The 15,924-nt window shown below is 60.7% G+C and carries 15 protein-coding genes and 1 tRNA gene; 4 read left to right on the plus strand and 12 right to left on the minus strand.

Translation table 11 applies throughout. The annotated features are described in order from the left end of the window. Nucleotides 1–8: 8 nt before the first annotated feature. Nucleotides 9–85: transfer RNA gene (locus tag BMY45_RS09410), tRNA-Met, on the minus strand. Nucleotides 86–366: 281 nt separating this feature from the next. Here BMY45_RS09410 and dinB point away from each other — a divergent pair. Next, nucleotides 367–1,428, plus strand: coding sequence for a DNA polymerase IV (gene dinB, locus BMY45_RS09415; protein WP_092396932.1), 1,062 nt, complete (start codon nucleotides 367–369; stop codon nucleotides 1,426–1,428). A 175-nt stretch (nucleotides 1,429–1,603) separates the two neighbouring features. Here dinB and BMY45_RS09420 read toward each other — a convergent pair whose 3' ends face one another. From BMY45_RS09420 to BMY45_RS09435, 4 genes are all read right to left on the minus strand, one after another. Further along, complete coding sequence (locus BMY45_RS09420; protein ID WP_092396934.1) at nucleotides 1,604–2,557, minus strand: hypothetical protein; 954 nt, start codon at nucleotides 2,555–2,557, stop codon at nucleotides 1,604–1,606. 17 nt (nucleotides 2,558–2,574) lie between these two features. Continuing rightward, nucleotides 2,575–4,290, minus strand: coding sequence for a proline--tRNA ligase (locus BMY45_RS09425; RefSeq protein ID WP_092396936.1), 1,716 nt, complete (start codon nucleotides 4,288–4,290; stop codon nucleotides 2,575–2,577). Nucleotides 4,291–4,419: 129 nt separating this feature from the next. Then, entirely contained in the window at nucleotides 4,420–5,985 is a 1,566-nt protein-coding gene (locus BMY45_RS09430) for an AmpG family muropeptide MFS transporter (RefSeq protein ID WP_092396939.1), read from the minus strand. A gap of 44 nt (nucleotides 5,986–6,029) precedes the next feature. Further along, the gene (locus tag BMY45_RS09435) at nucleotides 6,030–6,401 is read right to left on the minus strand and encodes an MGMT family protein (RefSeq protein ID WP_256573638.1); all 372 of its coding nucleotides are present in this window, start codon (nucleotides 6,399–6,401) and stop codon (nucleotides 6,030–6,032) included. Between the two features lie 145 nt (nucleotides 6,402–6,546). Here BMY45_RS09435 and BMY45_RS09440 point away from each other — a divergent pair, with 145 nt between their 5' ends. After that, nucleotides 6,547–7,554 (plus strand): DUF481 domain-containing protein, encoded by a 1,008-nt coding sequence (locus BMY45_RS09440; RefSeq protein WP_092396943.1) that lies wholly within the window; start codon nucleotides 6,547–6,549, stop codon nucleotides 7,552–7,554. A 194-nt stretch (nucleotides 7,555–7,748) separates the two neighbouring features. Here the strand turns inward: BMY45_RS09440 and BMY45_RS09445 are convergent, their stop codons facing one another. Further along, on the minus strand, nucleotides 7,749–7,958 hold the full coding sequence (locus tag BMY45_RS09445) for a cold-shock protein (protein ID WP_002554837.1): 210 nt from the start codon (nucleotides 7,956–7,958) through the stop codon (nucleotides 7,749–7,751). A gap of 354 nt (nucleotides 7,959–8,312) precedes the next feature. Here BMY45_RS09445 and dcd point away from each other — a divergent pair, with 354 nt between their 5' ends. Together dcd and BMY45_RS09455 are read left to right on the plus strand one after the other, a co-directional pair. Beyond that, a complete protein-coding gene (gene dcd, locus BMY45_RS09450) occupies nucleotides 8,313–8,879 on the plus strand; it encodes a dCTP deaminase (protein WP_003184751.1) in 567 nt (188 codons plus the stop codon). Nucleotides 8,880–8,981: 102 nt separating this feature from the next. Beyond that, nucleotides 8,982–9,191 carry a hypothetical protein gene (locus BMY45_RS09455; protein ID WP_092396945.1) on the plus strand — a complete coding sequence of 70 codons (210 nt, stop codon included), beginning with the start codon at nucleotides 8,982–8,984 and terminating at the stop codon, nucleotides 9,189–9,191. 15 nt (nucleotides 9,192–9,206) lie between these two features. On the opposite strand, the gene pdeM is transcribed toward BMY45_RS09455, so the two are convergent. From pdeM to BMY45_RS09485, 6 genes are all read right to left on the minus strand, one after another. Continuing rightward, nucleotides 9,207–9,863, minus strand: coding sequence for a ligase-associated DNA damage response endonuclease PdeM (pdeM, locus tag BMY45_RS09460; protein ID WP_092396947.1), 657 nt, complete (start codon nucleotides 9,861–9,863; stop codon nucleotides 9,207–9,209). After that, nucleotides 9,863–12,349, minus strand: coding sequence for a ligase-associated DNA damage response DEXH box helicase (locus BMY45_RS09465; protein ID WP_092396949.1), 2,487 nt, complete (start codon nucleotides 12,347–12,349; stop codon nucleotides 9,863–9,865). Before BMY45_RS09465 ends, pdeM begins: the two co-directional genes overlap by 1 nt. Before the next feature lie 202 nt (nucleotides 12,350–12,551). After that, entirely contained in the window at nucleotides 12,552–13,316 is a 765-nt protein-coding gene (locus tag BMY45_RS09470; RefSeq protein WP_092396952.1) for an ABC transporter ATP-binding protein, read from the minus strand. A gap of 13 nt (nucleotides 13,317–13,329) precedes the next feature. After that, on the minus strand, nucleotides 13,330–14,448 hold the full coding sequence (locus BMY45_RS09475) for a succinylglutamate desuccinylase/aspartoacylase family protein (RefSeq protein WP_092396954.1): 1,119 nt from the start codon (nucleotides 14,446–14,448) through the stop codon (nucleotides 13,330–13,332). A gap of 27 nt (nucleotides 14,449–14,475) precedes the next feature. After that, nucleotides 14,476–15,186, minus strand: a complete 711-nt coding sequence (locus tag BMY45_RS09480; RefSeq protein ID WP_092396956.1) for an ABC transporter permease — start codon at nucleotides 15,184–15,186, stop codon at nucleotides 14,476–14,478. Next, a complete protein-coding gene (locus BMY45_RS09485; protein ID WP_092397737.1) occupies nucleotides 15,183–15,911 on the minus strand; it encodes an ABC transporter permease in 729 nt (242 codons plus the stop codon). The genes BMY45_RS09480 and BMY45_RS09485 overlap by 4 nt, the downstream gene beginning before the upstream one ends. Between the last annotated feature and the right edge of the window lie 13 nt (nucleotides 15,912–15,924).

Consider the following 15,924-nt stretch of genomic DNA (forward strand, 5'->3'; position numbering starts at 1 on the left):
TTGATGTTTGGTTGCGGGAGCCGGATTTGAACCGACGACCTTCGGGTTATGAGCCCGACGAGCTACCAGACTGCTCCATCCCGCGTCTGTGTGGCGGCATTCTACAGAGGATCGGCTGGCTGTCAACCCTGGCGCGAGGAAAATCTGTTCAGCTTCAATTGCTTAGCCTAAGTCATTGGCATTGTGACAGCGCTGTGACGCAAGCCTGGCAAGGGCTGGCGCTCTATTGGACGCTTCGCTGCGATTGAAGAAATAAATTCAGGTGGGTTTTTTCCAGTCGCAGTGAAGGATTTTTCAACTACTGGTGCTATATACAGTTGTCGGTGCGATACTGGCGTCCCGACTCGTCGCACATCCGCTTCTCTTATGACGCAACGCAAAATCATCCACGTCGACTGTGACTGCTTCTACGCCGCTATCGAGATGCGCGATGACCCGCGGCTGGCCGGCAAACCCTTGGCGGTCGGTGGTTCGGCGGACCGGCGCGGGGTCATTGCGACCTGTAACTACGAGGCCCGGGCCTACGGCGTGCGCTCGGCCATGTCATCCGGACACGCCTTGAAGCTCTGCCCCGACTTGACCATCGTCAAGCCGCGGATGGAGGCCTACCGGGAGGCGTCGAAGGAAATTCATACGATCTTCAGCGATTACACTGACTTGATCGAGCCGCTTTCCCTGGATGAGGCCTATCTGGATGTCTCCGCCAGTGCCCATTTCGGTGGGAGTGCCACCCGCATCGCCCAGGACATTCGGCGGCGGGTTTCCAATCAACTGCACATCACGGTGTCCGCTGGCGTCGCCCCCAACAAGTTTCTGGCCAAGATCGCCAGCGATTGGAAAAAGCCCAACGGCTTGTTCGTCATCACCCCGGATCAGGTCGAAGACTTCGTCTCGGCCCTGCCGGTGAGCAAACTGCATGGGGTGGGCAAAGTGACCGCCGACAAACTGAACCGGCTCGGCATTGTCGACTGCCTGCAGTTGCGTCAATGGGACAAGCTGGCGCTGGTGCGCGAATTCGGCAGTTTCGGTGAGCGACTCTGGAGCCTGGCTCGTGGGATTGATGAACGTCTGGTGCACAATGACAGCCGAAGGCAGTCCATCAGTGTGGAAAACACCTACGACGTCGATCTGCCTGATCTGACAAGCTGCCTCGATAAGTTGCCGGAGCTGATGCAGTCCCTGAGTGGGCGCATCGCACGGATCGACAGTAGTTATCGACCGGGCAAGCCGTTCGTCAAAGTGAAATTCCACGACTTCACTCAGACCACCCTGGAGCAGGCCGGGGCAGGGCGCGATCTGGGCAGTTACCAGTTGCTATTGACCCAGGCGTTCAACCGCGGGGGCAAGCCGGTGCGTTTGTTGGGGATAGGGGTACGGCTGGAGGATCTGCGAGGCGGGTTTGAGCAGTTGGAGTTGTTTGAGCGGTGAGGCTGCCACTTACATGAAGGCCTTGCCGGCTCTTGTGGCGAGGGCTGTAGGAGCTGTCGAAGGCTGCGATCTTTTGATCTTTTGATCTTTCGCTTGAGACTCAAGTGTCTGGGGAAAGATCGCAGCCTCGCTTCGCTCGACAGCTCCTACAGGTCCAGTGGGAGCAAAGGGGATTTCAGTGAGCCCCCGGATCCGCCACCAAGCGCCCGCCATCCTTGGTCAGGGCTTTCAGAAACTCGGTCTGTAACTCCGGATCATTGCGGGTCAGTTCGATCAGGCTCTGTTCCAGTTCGCTGGCTTCTTCTTCAAGCCCCAGCTCCGATAGTCGCTTGACCCGATGAACCCATTGCTCCACTTCGTCATCTTCCAGATCGTCGTAGATCAGCGCGTGGGCTTCCACCAGCTTGCTGCGCAACGTGCTGCTGATGCTCAGGGACGAGTCGGTGTGTACCTCGTCCAGGGCGTCCGTCACGCTGATCTGCAACTTGCCGAAGTGGCTCAGATCATGCTCGGCGAATGGGCTTTCCAGCAGATTCAAACGCAACACGCCATTGCGGTCGGTGCTCAGTTCGAAGGTCTGCCGGGCAGCCTTGACCTGTACTGGGCGTTCGCTCCAAGGCAGGCTCGTGTGTTCGACGCGTTTGTCGTGTTGCACTTCGTCGATTCCGGCCAGGTTCTGCTGGGCGCGGCCATGGGATGGCACGTTCATGAAGGGATTGAGCCCAGCGAAACCGTAGCTGATCCAGTCTCGGGTCGCGCTCTCCGGGAGGTTGCCAAGGGCGAACACATTGACCACATTGGCGCCGACACCCGCCACCACTGCCACCGCGCCCAGCGGAATTTCGTAAACTTCGCGCCAGGGCTGATACGGCGTATAGCGATCATAATGGCGGGTGACTTCGAATTCGGTGACTTCGAAGGTCTTCTGCTCATTGATCCGCACCCGACGTTGCGGCAGTTCGAGCACTTTGGGCTCGCCCACTTCGATATGCAGGCTATGGTCGAGCAGTTTGCGCTCGACCCGCTCTTCGTGCTCGCTGCGCTGCGACATTTGGTTGGCACAGCCGCTGACCAGCAGGGCGCCGCATAGCGCGGCGCCCCCGAGGCCTAAGGTGTTTCGCTTGAACATGACGTCTCTATCTGGTGTCAGCGGCGGATACGGGCCTGGAGGAACGACAGCACGTCAGCGACCGGCAGCGCTTGCGGCTCGGCCTCGGTGCGACTTTTGTATTCCAGGTTGCCTTCGGCCAGGCTGCGGTCACTGACGACGATCCGATGCGGGATGCCGATCAGTTCCATGTCTGCGAACTTGATGCCGGGGCTGGTTTTTTTGTCGCGGTCGTCCAGCAGCACTTCGAAGCCGGCCGCCGTCAGTTCGGCGTAGAGCTTGTCGGTGGCTTCGCGAACCAGTTCGGTCTCGTAGCGCAGCGGCACCAGGGCGATCTGGAATGGCGCCAGGGCGTCGCTCCAGATGATTCCTTTCTCGTCGTTGTTCTGCTCGATGGCCGCGGCGACCACGCGGGATACGCCGATGCCGTAGCAGCCCATTTCCAGGGTCACCGGCTTGCCATTCTCGCCCAGCACTTCGCACTTCATCGCCTTGCTGTATTTGTTGCCCAGCTGGAAGATGTGCCCGACTTCAATGCCGCGCTTGATTTCCAGGACCCCTTTGCCGTCCGGGCTCGGATCACCGGCCACGACGTTGCGCAGGTCGGCCACGGTCGGAACCGGCAGGTCGCGCTCCCAGTTCACGCCGAAGTAGTGCTTGTCATCGATGTTGGCGCCGATGGCGAAATCGCTCATCAACTCCACCGAACGGTCGATGATGATCGGCAGCGGCAGGTTCAGCGGGCCTAGGGAACCGGCACCGGCGCCGATGGCGTCGCGCAGTTCGGCGTCGGTGGCCATGACCAGGGGGCTGGCAACGCCAGGCTGGTTGCCGGCCTTGATTTCGTTCAGCTCGTGATCGCCACGGATGATCAGGGCGATCAGCTTGCCTTCTTCTTCGGCGCGCACGATCAGGGTCTTGATGGTGCGTTCGATCGGCAGGTTGTAGCCTTCCACCAGTTGGGCGATGGTCTTGGCGTTTGGCGTGTCCACCAGGCGCAGTTCTTCGGCCGGTGCAGGACGGGAGGTTTCCCGGGGCACGGCCTCGGCTTTCTCGATGTTGGCGGCGTAGTCGGAGCCGTTGCTGAAGACGATGTCGTCTTCGCCGGACTCGGCCAGTACGTGGAATTCGTGGGAGCCGGCGCCGCCGATGGAGCCGTTGTCGGCCTCAACCGGGCGGAATTTCAAGCCCAGGCGGGTGAAAATGTTGCAGTACGCCTGGTGCATGCGGTCGTAGGTGACTTGCAGCGAGGCCAGGTCGGTGTGGAACGAGTAGGCGTCCTTCATGATGAATTCGCGGCCGCGCATCAGGCCGAAGCGTGGACGGATTTCATCACGGAATTTGGTCTGGATCTGGTACAGGTTGATAGGCAACTGCTTGTAGCTGCTCAACTCGTTGCGCATCAGGTCGGTGATCACTTCTTCGTGAGTCGGGCCGGCGCAGAAGTCACGACCGTGACGGTCTTTGATGCGCAGCAACTCCGGGCCGTACTCTTCCCAGCGCCCCGATTCCTGCCACAGCTCGGCCGGTTGGGTGCCCGGCATCAACACTTCCAGAGAGCCGGCGGCGTTCATTTCTTCGCGAACGATGGCTTCTACCTTGCGCATCACACGCAGACCCATCGGCAGCCAGGTGTACAGGCCCGAGGCAAGTTTGCGGATCATGCCGGCACGCAGCATCAGCTGGTGGCTGATCACGACGGCGTCGGAAGGCGTTTCTTTCTGTGTGGCGAGCAAAAATTGACTGGTGCGCATGGTTGGCCGTTGTCGGTTGCTGATGACGAGAAGTGACGGAGCATTGTACGGGCGAGATGCCCTGGCGTACAGGCGCGTGGCTGGTCGCCAGGCACGAGCGCCGGTTTCGCCGGCGCTTGCTGAAGTTTCCTACGATTCTTGCGCAGGTCGCGTGGGTGTCGGTTCCGGGTCCGAAGCCGAGCCTGAACCCTGGCGGCGGTTTTCCTGATACCAGTGCAAGGCGATCAGCAACAGGGTCGGAACCCCCAGCAGGGCGGTGATCAGGAAGAAGTCGTGATAGCCGAATTTCTCCACCATCACCCCTGAGTAACCGCCGATCAAGCGCGGCAGCAACAGCATGATCGAGCTGAGCAGGGCGTATTGGGTGGCCGAGAACTTCAGGTTGGTCAGGCTCGACAAGTAGGCGACGAACGCCGAAGTGGCCAGGCCTGAGCTGAAGTTGTCCAGGGAGATGGTGACAACCAGCATCTGCAGATTTGCGCCCATGTCGGCGAGCATCAGAAACAGGATATTGGTGCCGGCGGAGGCCACGCCGCCGATAAACAGGATCGGCAGAATGCCGAAACGCACGATCAACAAGCCGCCCATGCCAGCGCCGACGAGCGTCATGATCAGCCCGAAAATCTTGCTGACGCTGGCGATCTGGTCCTTGGTGAAGCCTTGGTCGATGTAGAACACGTTGGCCATGACGCCCATGACCGTGTCGGACATCCGATAGGTGGCAATCAGCCCAAGCAGCAACAGGGCCTGCCAGCGGTAACGCAGGATGAAATCGTTGACCGGTGTCAGCACCGGCGCCAGCCCGCGGCGCCCCATGGCCGAGAGGCACAGGGCAGTCAGGGTGATATAGAGGATGGCCCGCAGGAAGGCGCGGTCTTCGAGAAGCAGGTCCAGCAGGCTGACGCCTTCGAACAGGACGCTGGCAAAGTCGGTGTTATAGAGCTGGGTGAACATCGCCGGCACCGACACCAGCAGCACGATGAGGACGAACACCGAGGCCAACTGGTGGACGAAGCTATAGCGACCGGCCTGCAACTGGGTGCGCAGCGGCACCGGCGGTTCGCGCATGAACAGCGAGGTGAGCAGGGCAGGGACCATCAGCACGCCGAACAATAGATAGGTGCCTGCCCAGGCCGAGTGTTTATAGCTGAAACCGGTGGAGCCGAAGCCTTCGGCGAAGAACAGTGCGCCGGCGGTGGCCAGCAATGCCGCGATTCGGTACCCGGACATGTAGCTGGCGGCGAGGGCCGCCTGGCGGGTGTCGTCGGCGATCTCCAGGCGATAGGCATCGACGGCGATGTCCTGGGTGGCCGAAGCGAACGCCACGATCACGGCGATGGCGATCAACCATGACAGGTGTTTTTGCGGATCGCAGAAGCCCATGCCGATCAGACCGAGGATCACTAGGGCCTGGGAGAGCACCAGCCATGAACGCCGACGTCCGAGTTTGCCCAGCAGCGGCAGGCGCCATTGGTCGAGCAAGGGGGACCAGACCCATTTAAAGGCATAGGCCAGGCCGATGAGGCTCGCGTAACCAATGGTCTCGCGGGCCACGCCGGCTTCGCGCAACCAGACCGAAAGCGTGGAAAACACCAGCATGTAGGGCAAGCCGGCGGCGAAGCCAAGCAGCAACAGCACGAGCGTCGAGGGACTGGCATAGGCGGCGAGGGCGGCGCGCCAGGTTTTACGGGGCATGGGCTGGAGTCTGCCTCAAAAATTGCGAAAACAAAGCGCGCACTCTAACCGCTGTGCTCTACCGGGCGCCAGCCATGGCGCTGAATATCAACACGATTATTCAGGACACTGACCCCTTCCATGCGCAGGCGCGCGCGTTGTTCATCCCCTGAAGCGCTGCCGACCGGCAGGCTTATCCGACCACCGGCGCCCAACACTCGATGCCATGGCAGCTTTGTGTCGTTCGGCAGCTGACTGAGGGTACGCCCTACCCAGCGCGCCGCTCGGCCCAGACCGGCCATCTCGGCGAGCTGGCCATAGGTCACGACCTTGCCGGCCGGCACTTGTGCCAGGGTCAGGTAAAGGGTGGTGCGGCGGATCTGGGCGGCGTTCTCTGGGGCCGCGGGAGCATCAGTCACGTCAGGTGTCCTGGGCAAGGGCGTATTGCCGTTTGTAGATTAAATGCCGCAAGGTTGGTTGAGAAATGAACTCATTACAAATACTTCGGTCAGTCCTTGCTAAGGTGTCGTCCCGGGGGATAATGCCGCCTTTTTACCGCAAACTTGAGCTCTTTATACGCTTATGTTGTCTAGAACCCTGCTATGCCTAGCTGTCACCAGCGCCTCCATGCCATTGCTTGCCGATACCGTCTGGTTGAAAAACGGTGACAAGCTCAGCGGCAAGATCACCGTTTTCGATGGCGGCAAGTTGCTGATCCAGACCGATTACGCTGGCGCGATTCCCATCGACTGGAAACAGGTCAAGACCCTTGAGAGCGACCAGCAGTTGCTGGTCAAGCAGGATGCCTACACCGGCGAAAAAGCCAAGGCGCTGCAGGCGGCCGAGGACGGCAAGGTGACCCTGGCCAATGGCGATGGGCCCAAAACCGTCGAGCTGGCGAGTATCCAGCAAATCCTCAAACCCAAACCGGTGGTCGAGGATCTGGTGTGGAAGGGCAATATCGATGCTGCCCTGGATTATCAGCGCGCGGAAAACGATACCGATGACTACGACATCGATTTCAAGACATCGGCGCGCCACGGCAGATGGCGGCATACCGCTGAGGGCGAATACAATCGTGAATTCCAGGATGACGTGGTTTCCACCGACAACTGGAGGCTGGAGTATTCCCTCGACCGATTCCTGACGGATAAATGGTTCTGGCAAGGGCGTCTGAACTACAAGCGCGACAAAGTCGAAGATCTGGCCCGCCAACGCGTGGTGGGTACCGGTCCGGGCTACCAGTTCTGGGATGACGAACTGGGGGCTTTCTCGTTGGGCTCGCTGTTCAACCGCACCGATTACGAATACCGCGACGGTGGGACCGACAACTTCTATTCCATCGCCATGAAGTGGGACTACAACCGCTACCTGATTGGCAAGCGCGTCGAATTCTTCACCAATGGCGAAGTCGGCAAGCCGCTGTCCAGTGTTGCCGAATACGCCTACGACGCCGAGGTGGGGCTGCGCTACAAAGTTACCGATTGGGCTTCGCTCAACCTCAAGGCCGAGAAAGATGTCATTGAGGGCACCGAAGACAGCGACTTGAGCAAGACGCGCTACACCGCCGGGTTTGGCGTGACCTGGTAATCCCGGGCTAACCAACAAACCAGTGTGGGAGCGGGCTTGCTCGCGAAAGCGGGGTGTCAGTTAACGTTAATGTTGCTGATCCACCGCTTTCGCGAGCAAGCCCGCTCCCACATTTTTTGTGCGTGGGCAAAAACACACAGGCACAAAAAAGCCCCGCTTTTGAGGGCGGGGCTTTTTACTAAAGCAAGGACAAGTTAGATAACTTGAACTTCTTCAGCTTGCATGCCTTTCTGACCGCGGGTAGCGATGAAAGAAACCTGTTGGCCTTCTTTCAGGCTTTTGAAGCCGTCGGATTGGATTGCTTTGAAGTGAACAAACAGGTCGTCACCGGATTGTGGAGTGATGAAGCCGAAGCCTTTTTCATCGTTGAACCACTTAACGGTACCAGTTTGGCGATTAGACATGGTGTAACTCCTTGAACAAAGATAACTGCGACTCAGGAAGAACCCTGGCCGAGACTGAGTGCAAAGAGCAGGAAAAATTCTTGTAGATGGTTGGATCGAAATTCAACATATCGTGTAGAGATTCTCAGTGACACAAGCAGCACAGTGGCGCCACCTTAACCCTTTTTCCGGTACGTGCCAATGGTCTTTGCGAAGGTTTCTCGGTTTTGGTGACTGACGGCGAGCGGTATTGCCGTCAGGACCAGGAAATCAAGGTGGATCGGCGAGATTTACGTCCCGCACTTTGAACCCGGCCTCGTGCCCCGGTAAGATGCCGGACGTATTTTTTCCACCTCGCTATTTCAGGAAACCGCCATGAGCATCAAATCGGACAAGTGGATTCGCCGCATGGCGCAAGAGCACGGCATGATCGAACCCTTCGTCGAGCGCCAGATGCGTGGCGAAGGCGCCGATCGGCTGATTTCCTTCGGCGTCTCCAGCTACGGCTACGATGTGCGCTGCGCCGATGAATTCAAGGTGTTCACCAACATCAACTCGGCCACCGTGGACCCGAAGAACTTCGACGAGAAGAGCTTCGTCGACGTCAAGAGCGACGTCTGCATCATTCCACCGAACTCATTTGCCCTGGCGCGCACCGTCGAGTATTTCCGTATCCCGCGTAACGTGCTGACCATCTGCCTGGGTAAAAGCACGTACGCGCGCTGCGGCATCATCGTCAACGTCACGCCGCTGGAGCCTGAATGGGAAGGCCATGTGACCCTGGAGTTCTCCAACACCACGACCTTGCCGGCAAAAATCTATGCCAACGAGGGTGTGGCGCAGATGCTGTTCCTTGAGTCCGATGAAGAATGTGAAGTGTCCTACAAGGACCGTGGTGGTAAATACCAGGGCCAGCGCGGCGTAACGCTGCCGCGTACCTGATTCTGACGAACAGTTTGAATTCCTGGGCGGGCAGGCACTCTATGGGGTGTACTGCCCGTTTTTTTGCCTCAGCGCAGCGGGCCTTCGCCCAGGAGTTGCTCTATGAAGATCGATCCGCGAATCAGTGCCGAACTGGCAAAGCTTGAGCCCAATCAGATCGGTGTCATGGCGTGGTCACTATTGGCCCACCCTGCCGAAGCGGCGGGCGGTATTCCAGGTCAGCCTGATCCCGATACCCCTAATGAACCACCCGCTGAGCCTGATCCCGGCGAGCCTACGCGGCCGGACGAGCCCCCTCCAGTTGTTACCTGATGGATGGGTGGCCTGTTAGCTGACCGGCCATATTTCGTCATCGCCGATGACGAAAATGCTGCAGTCGTTGTCCTGCTTGACCCGATAGCCCCCCGTGAATGCGCCGAACGCCGGCAGCAGGCTGATTTGCGTGCCCAACCGGAAGCACGCCAGGCGCAGCCGTTGCCGACCTTTGCCGCTCAGGTGGTAGACGGGATGCACATGGCCGGCCAGGACGTGGCGGCTGGGATGCGGATCGGGCTCATGTTGTACGGCGAAAGGCCCGAGCAACAAAGGCTCCGGCACGACCCGGATGTTCAGCGCTGGCGGCGGATCGCCGGCGCGTTTGTCGTGATTGCCGCGAATCAGCGTCATGGCCAGGTGCTGATGGCGTTCACGCCAGCTAAAAAGGGCCTTCAACGTGCCGGGGGCATGGGAACCTGGACCGTGGAGAAAGTCGCCCAGGAAGATCAGTTGGCGACACCGCAGGCTCGCCAGTAGCCCGTCCAGCACGGCGATGTTGCTGGCCGTCGTGCCATGGGGCACCGGTTGGCCAAGGCTGCGATAAGCAGCGGCCTTGCCGAAATGCACATCGGCGACCATCAGGGTTTGCTGGGCGGGCCAATACAGGGCTTTTTCCGGCAATAGCCAGAGCTCTTCACCGGCCAGGCTGACGGGATAGGGCGCCGGCATCAGGCGTCACCACGGTCGGCGGTCTTTTCCAGTTCGCTGACCATTCGCCGGATGCGATCGGCGAGCTTCTCCGAACTCATGCTTTCCCTGAATCGCTCCACCAGCAATGGGAAACCCAGTGGGGTGGGGCGTTTGATGGTATGCAGGTCGAGCTTCAAGGTCTTGAGGCGTTCCAAGGTCTGCTCCAGTCGACGTATATCCAGTTCTTCACGCAGGACTTCCTCCCCGGCCTGGGCCAGCAGGAGGTTGTCGGCGTCATATTGCTTGAACACCTTAAAGAACAACCCGCTGGACGCCTGGACTTGGCGGGTACTTTTGGGCGCGCCGGGATAGCCGGCAAATACCAGTCCGGCGATCCGGGCGATTTCGCGAAAGCGTCGAAGCGCCAGCTCTCCGGCGTTCAGGCTCGCCAGCACATCGGCCAGCAGGTGGTCGGCGCTCAGGAGTTCCGGCCCCAGGTGCTGCGTCCAGTCCAGTGCCGTGGCGCTGAGCAGTTCCAGGCCGTAATCGTTCACTGCGATGGAAAACGTCACCGGCTGTTGTTGGCTGACGCGCCAGGCCAGCAGGCTCGCCAACCCCAGATGAACCTGACGCCCGGCAAAGGGATACAGAAACAAGTGCCAGCCCTCGCGGGATTTAAGGCTCTCGGCCAACAGTGTTTCTTGCGTGGGCAAACCGGACCAGCGTTGTTGAGTTGATAACAAGGGCTGCACGGCGTTCATCTCCGGGCCATCGAAGCGACCTGCGGCGGCCTCGCTCAGACGGGCCACGACGGCGGCGGCCAGCTCGCTGGAAAGCGGCATCCGCCCACCGTTCCAGCGCGGCACGGCGGCTTTTTTGGCCTGACTGCGTCGCACGTAGGCGGTCATGTCTTCAACGCGGACCAATTCCAGCAAGCGTCCGGCAAACAGAAAGCCGTCTCCGGGCCGCAGGCGAGCGATGAAGCCTTCCTCCACGCTGCCCAAAGTCTTGCCGCCACCGCCTTTGCTCCAGAACTTCAATTGCAGGCTGGCGTCGCTGACGATGGTGCCGATGCTCATGCGATGTCGTCGGGCCAGTCGCGCATCGGGGACTCGCCACACGCCGTGTTCGTCCGGCTCGACCCGCCGGTAGTCGGGATAGGCGGTCAATGACAGCCCGCCATGGCGCACGAAGGCCAGGGCCCAGGCCCATTCGGCTTCGTTGAGGTCCCGGTAGGCCCAGGCACCGCGCACTTCCTCGAACAGTTCGTCAGGCAGGAAGCCGCCGCCCAGGGCCATGCTGACCAGATGCTGGACCAACACATCCAGCGGCTTGTGGGGCGATTCCCGGGGTTCGATGCGCCGTTGAGTCACGGCGTCTTGCGCGGCGGCGGCTTCGATCAGCTCCAGGCTGTGGGTCGGCACCAGCGTGACCCGCGAGGTCCGCCCCGGCGCATGACCGGAACGCCCGGCGCGCTGCATCAGCCGCGCCACGCCTTTGGCCGAACCAATTTGCAGGACTCGTTCGACTGGCAAGAAGTCCACCCCCAGATCCAGGCTGGAGGTGCAGACCACCGCCTTGAGCTGCCCTTCCTTGAGGGCCTGCTCTACCCAGTCGCGAGTTTCCCGGGACAATGAACTGTGATGCAGCGCGATCAGCCCGGCCCAGTCCGGTCTGGCTTGGAGAATGGCCTGATACCAGATTTCCGATTGCGCCCGGGTATTGGTGAAAACCAGACAACTGTTGCTCGCGTCTATTTCAGCAATGACCTGGGGCAGCATCTTCAGACCGATGTGGCCGGCCCACGGGAAACGTTCGGGGGCCGGGGGGAGCAGCGTATCGACCCGTAGCGCCTTGCCGTTGGCCCCTTGCACGCTAATGCCGTTGCCTTGTGGGATGAGTACCTGCGCGGCGTGGGACTGGTTACCCAAGGTGGCGGAGACGCCCCAGACGATGAGCTGGGGATGCCAGCGCCGCAAGCGCGCCAAAGCCAATTGCAACTGCACCCCCCGTTTGTTGCCAAGCAACTCGTGCCATTCATCCACCACGACCATGCGCAGCGTCGAGGTGGCCGTTTGCGCATTGGCACGGGCGAGCATCAGGGTCAGGCTTTCGGGTGTGGTGATCAGCGCAGTGGGCAGGCGTCGGCCCTGGCGGGCGCGTTCGTTGGCGCTGGTATCGCCGGTGCGAAGGCCGACGCTCCAGGGAATCTGCAGCTCTGCCAGGGGGGCTTCGAGGGCTTTGCCTGTATCGGCGGCCAGCGCGCGCATCGGCGTGATCCACAAGACCGTCAGCGGTTCGGCCACGGGTTTGCGTTTACGGGGTTTATCCGGCGGTGGCGCCGGGCGGGCGAACCGGTTGAGCGCCGCGAACCACACAGCGTAGGTCTTGCCGGCCCCGGTGTTGGCGTGCAACAGCCCGGATTCGCCACGTTTGACCGCAGCCCACACTTGTTTTTGAAAGGCGAACGGCTTCCAGCCGCGGGCGCTGAACCATTGGTTTGCGAAATTGCTGGATGTCGCCATACCCGCCGCGTGCGCTCTGAAAGTCTTCTTTCAGTGACCGCGGCGGGATGTGAAAGGTTTTAACGCATCATGTACGAGCTGCCCTGTAGGAGCTGCCGAGTGAAACGAGGCTGCGATCCTTTCCACTGCAATTGAGTCCCGAGCGAGGCATCAAGATCAAAAGATCGCAGGCTTCGCCAGCTCCTACGGGTTGCATCGAGGTTTATTTCAGGTTGCCACTGAGAAATTGCTGGAGCCGCTCGCTCTTGGGATTGCCCAGCACGTCTTGCGGCGCGCCTTCTTCTTCCACCAGGCCCTGGTGCAGAAACAGCACCTGATCCGACACTTGGCGGGCGAAGCTCATTTCGTGGGTCACCATGATCATGGTCCGGCCTTCTTCGGCCAGGCCCTGGATCACTTTCAAGACTTCTCCCACCAACTCCGGGTCAAGGGCTGAGGTGGGTTCGTCGAACAGCATTACCTCCGGCTCCATCGCCAGTGCGCGGGCGATGGCCACGCGCTGTTGCTGGCCACCGGAAAGAAACGCCGGGTATTGCTCGGCCACTCGCGCCGGCAGGCCGACCTTGTCGAGATAACGACGGGCACGGTCCTCGGCCTCCTGCTGACTGACGCCCAACACCCGGCGCGGCGCCATGGTGATGTTTTCCAGTACGGTCATGTGGCTCCACAGGTTGAAGTGCTGGAAAACCATGGCCAGGCGGGTGCGGATGCGCTGCAGCTCATTCTCGTCGGCCACGCGCATGCCGTGGCGGTCGTTGATCATGCGGATCGCCTGGCCGTCCAGGGTCATTGCGCCGTCGTTGGGTTGTTCCAGAAAGTTGATGCAGCGCAAAAAGGTACTTTTGCCCGAGCCGCTGGCGCCGATCAGACTGATGACGTCGCCGGTCCTGGCCTTGAGCGAAACGCCTTTGAGCACCTGATGTTCGCCATAGCTCTTATGCAGGCCTTCGATGGTCAGTTTGTACATGGGGCATGCATCCTCAAGGCGAAAGTAGGTAGCCGCTGCGGTAGGCTTCGGCGCCGGCGATATGGGCGATCACCATGCCGGCAGTGGCCATGCGACGCAGCGAGCGGGCGTACAGCAGCCCGGCATTGCAGCAATGAACGGGGGTGACGGTGTCGTTGATGGGGTCGATGATTTGCGCCACCTGTTGCCCCGCCTCCAGGTACTCCCCGGGCACGGCGCTGTAGACCAGCAGGCCGCCGACCGGCGTCGCCACCGGCTCCACGCCGGCCAGCGGCGTAGCCGGGTAGGGCAGGTCGGGCAAGGGCATCGGTTCGCCGTCAATGGCGCCGAAACGGATCAGGTATTCGATCAGGGCCTGGCAGTCGAGGCTCGCCAGGTCGTGGGTGACGTCGCCCTGGCCGCGCAGTTCGACGGTGACCGAAAAACTGCCCAGCGGAATTTCGAACTGTTCGCCGAAGCGCTCCTTGAGTTGCCACCAGAGCAGGGTGAAACATTCATCGAACGACTGACCGCCCGAATCCGTGGCCAGCAGGCTCGCCTCGGCGCCGATGTAGCGGGCCAGCGGCTCGACCTGGGGCCAGGCTTCGGGGGTGGTGTAAAGGTGGGCGACCGCTTCGAAATCACAATGCAGGTCCAGCACCATGTCGGCGTCGCAGGCCAGTCGTTGCAGGACCAGGCGCTGTGATTGCAATTGCGTGCTGGCGGTCTGGCGGGCGAGGGCGTCGCGCAGGTGTTTGCGGATCAGCATCAGGTTGTGCTGTGGATCGTCAGTGAGCTGGCCTTCGATCTGGTTGCCGATCTCTTCGCTCAGGTCGACGAACCGGCGGTTGAAATTCTGCCCGCTCTCCATTTCGTAGCGGCCCAGCGGCACGTCCATCAGCACTTGTTCCAGGCCGATGGGGTTGGCCACGGGCACCAGCACAATCTCGTGCCGCAGGTGGCCCGAAGCTTCCAGTTCGGCCAGACGCTGCTTGAGGTGCCAGGCCACCAGCATGCCGGGCAACTCGTCGGCGTGCAGGGACGACTGGATGTAGATTTTGCCGACGGCTTTTTCCGGGCCGAAGTGAAAGCTGTGGATTTTGCGTGCGGTCCCCGGCAGTGGGGCCAGCAGGTCATGAATCTGGTGGCGCATGTGCGTGTATGTCCTGAAACAGAAGCCCTAGTGAGTCGGCCCGAGAAAGGCCAGCCAGCGGCGTTCGGCGAGGCGGAAAAGGCCCACCAGTGCAAAGGTCACGGTCAGGTAGATCAACGCGGCGATACCGAACGACTGGAAGGTCAGGAAGGTGGCCGAGTTGGCGTCCCGGGCGACTTTGAGCACGTCTGGAACGGTAGCGGTGAACGCCACGGTCGTCGAGTGCAACATCAGGATGACTTCGTTGCTGTAGTACGGCAGCGAACGCCGCAACGCCGAAGGCATGATCACGTAGGCGTACAGCTTCCAGCCCGTCAAGCCATAAGCCTTGGCTGCTTCGACTTCGCCATGGTTCATGTTGCGAATCGCCCCGGCGAAAATTTCCGTGGTGTAGGCGCAGGTGTTCAGGGCGAAGGCCAGGATCGTGCAGTTCATGGCATCGCGAAAGAAGCTGTCGAGCAGGGGCTGGGCGCGCACCGCTTCGAGGCTGTAGATGCCGGTGTAGCAGATCAATAGCTGTATGTAGAGCGGCGTGCCGCGGAACAGGTACGTATAGAACTGCACGGGCCAGCGGATGTAGACCTTGGGTGAAACCCGGGCGATGGACAGCGGGATCGAGATCACGAAGCCGATCAGCAGCGAGGCGCTGAGCAGCCACATTGTCATGGCCAGGCCCGTGATGTGATTGCCGTCGCTGTAGAGGAACGGCCGCCAGTATTCCTGAAGAAGTTCGATCATCGCACCGCCTCCCGTGCGCCGGCAGCGTAACGGCGTTCAAGCCAGCGCAGGACGACATTGGACACGCTGGTGATCAGCAGGTAGATCAGCGCCGCGAGCACGAGGAAGTAAAACAGTTGGTAAGTGCTTTTGCCGGCATCCTGGGCGGCCTTGACCAAATCGGCCAGGCCGATGATCGACACCAGTGCGGTGGCCTTGAGCATCACCATCCAGTTATTGCCAATGCCCGGCAGGGCAAAGCGCATCATTTGCGGAAACACTACGAAACGGAACCGCTGGCCACGCTTGAGGCCATACGCCGTGGCGGCTTCGACCTGGCCCCGGGGCACCGCGAGAATCGCGCCGCGAAAGGTTTCGGTGAAGTACGCGCCATAAATGAAGCCCAGGGTGATGACCCCGGCGCCGAATGGGTTGATCTCGATGTATTCCCATTCCATGAAGTCGGTAAAAGAGGTCAGCCAGGTTTGCAGGCTGTAGAAGATCAGCAGCATCAGCACCAAGTCCGGCACGCCACGAATCAGCGTGGTGTAGAGCTGGGCCGGGATACGCAGCAGTTTGACGCTGGACAGCTTGGCGCTAGCCCCCAGCAGGCCGAGCAAAACGCTCAGTAACAAAGACAGGACCGCCAGCTTGATGGTCATCCAGGTGCCCTGCATCAGCAGCGGGCCGAAGCCCTGCAGGCTGAAGGCGCTGAGCCCCAGATTTTGTAGGAGTTGTTCGAACATGAAAGAGGCCTTT

This window comes from Pseudomonas sp. NFACC39-1, assembly GCF_900110355.1.
GTDB classification, from domain to species: Bacteria; Pseudomonadota; Gammaproteobacteria; order Pseudomonadales; family Pseudomonadaceae; genus Aquipseudomonas; species Aquipseudomonas tehranensis.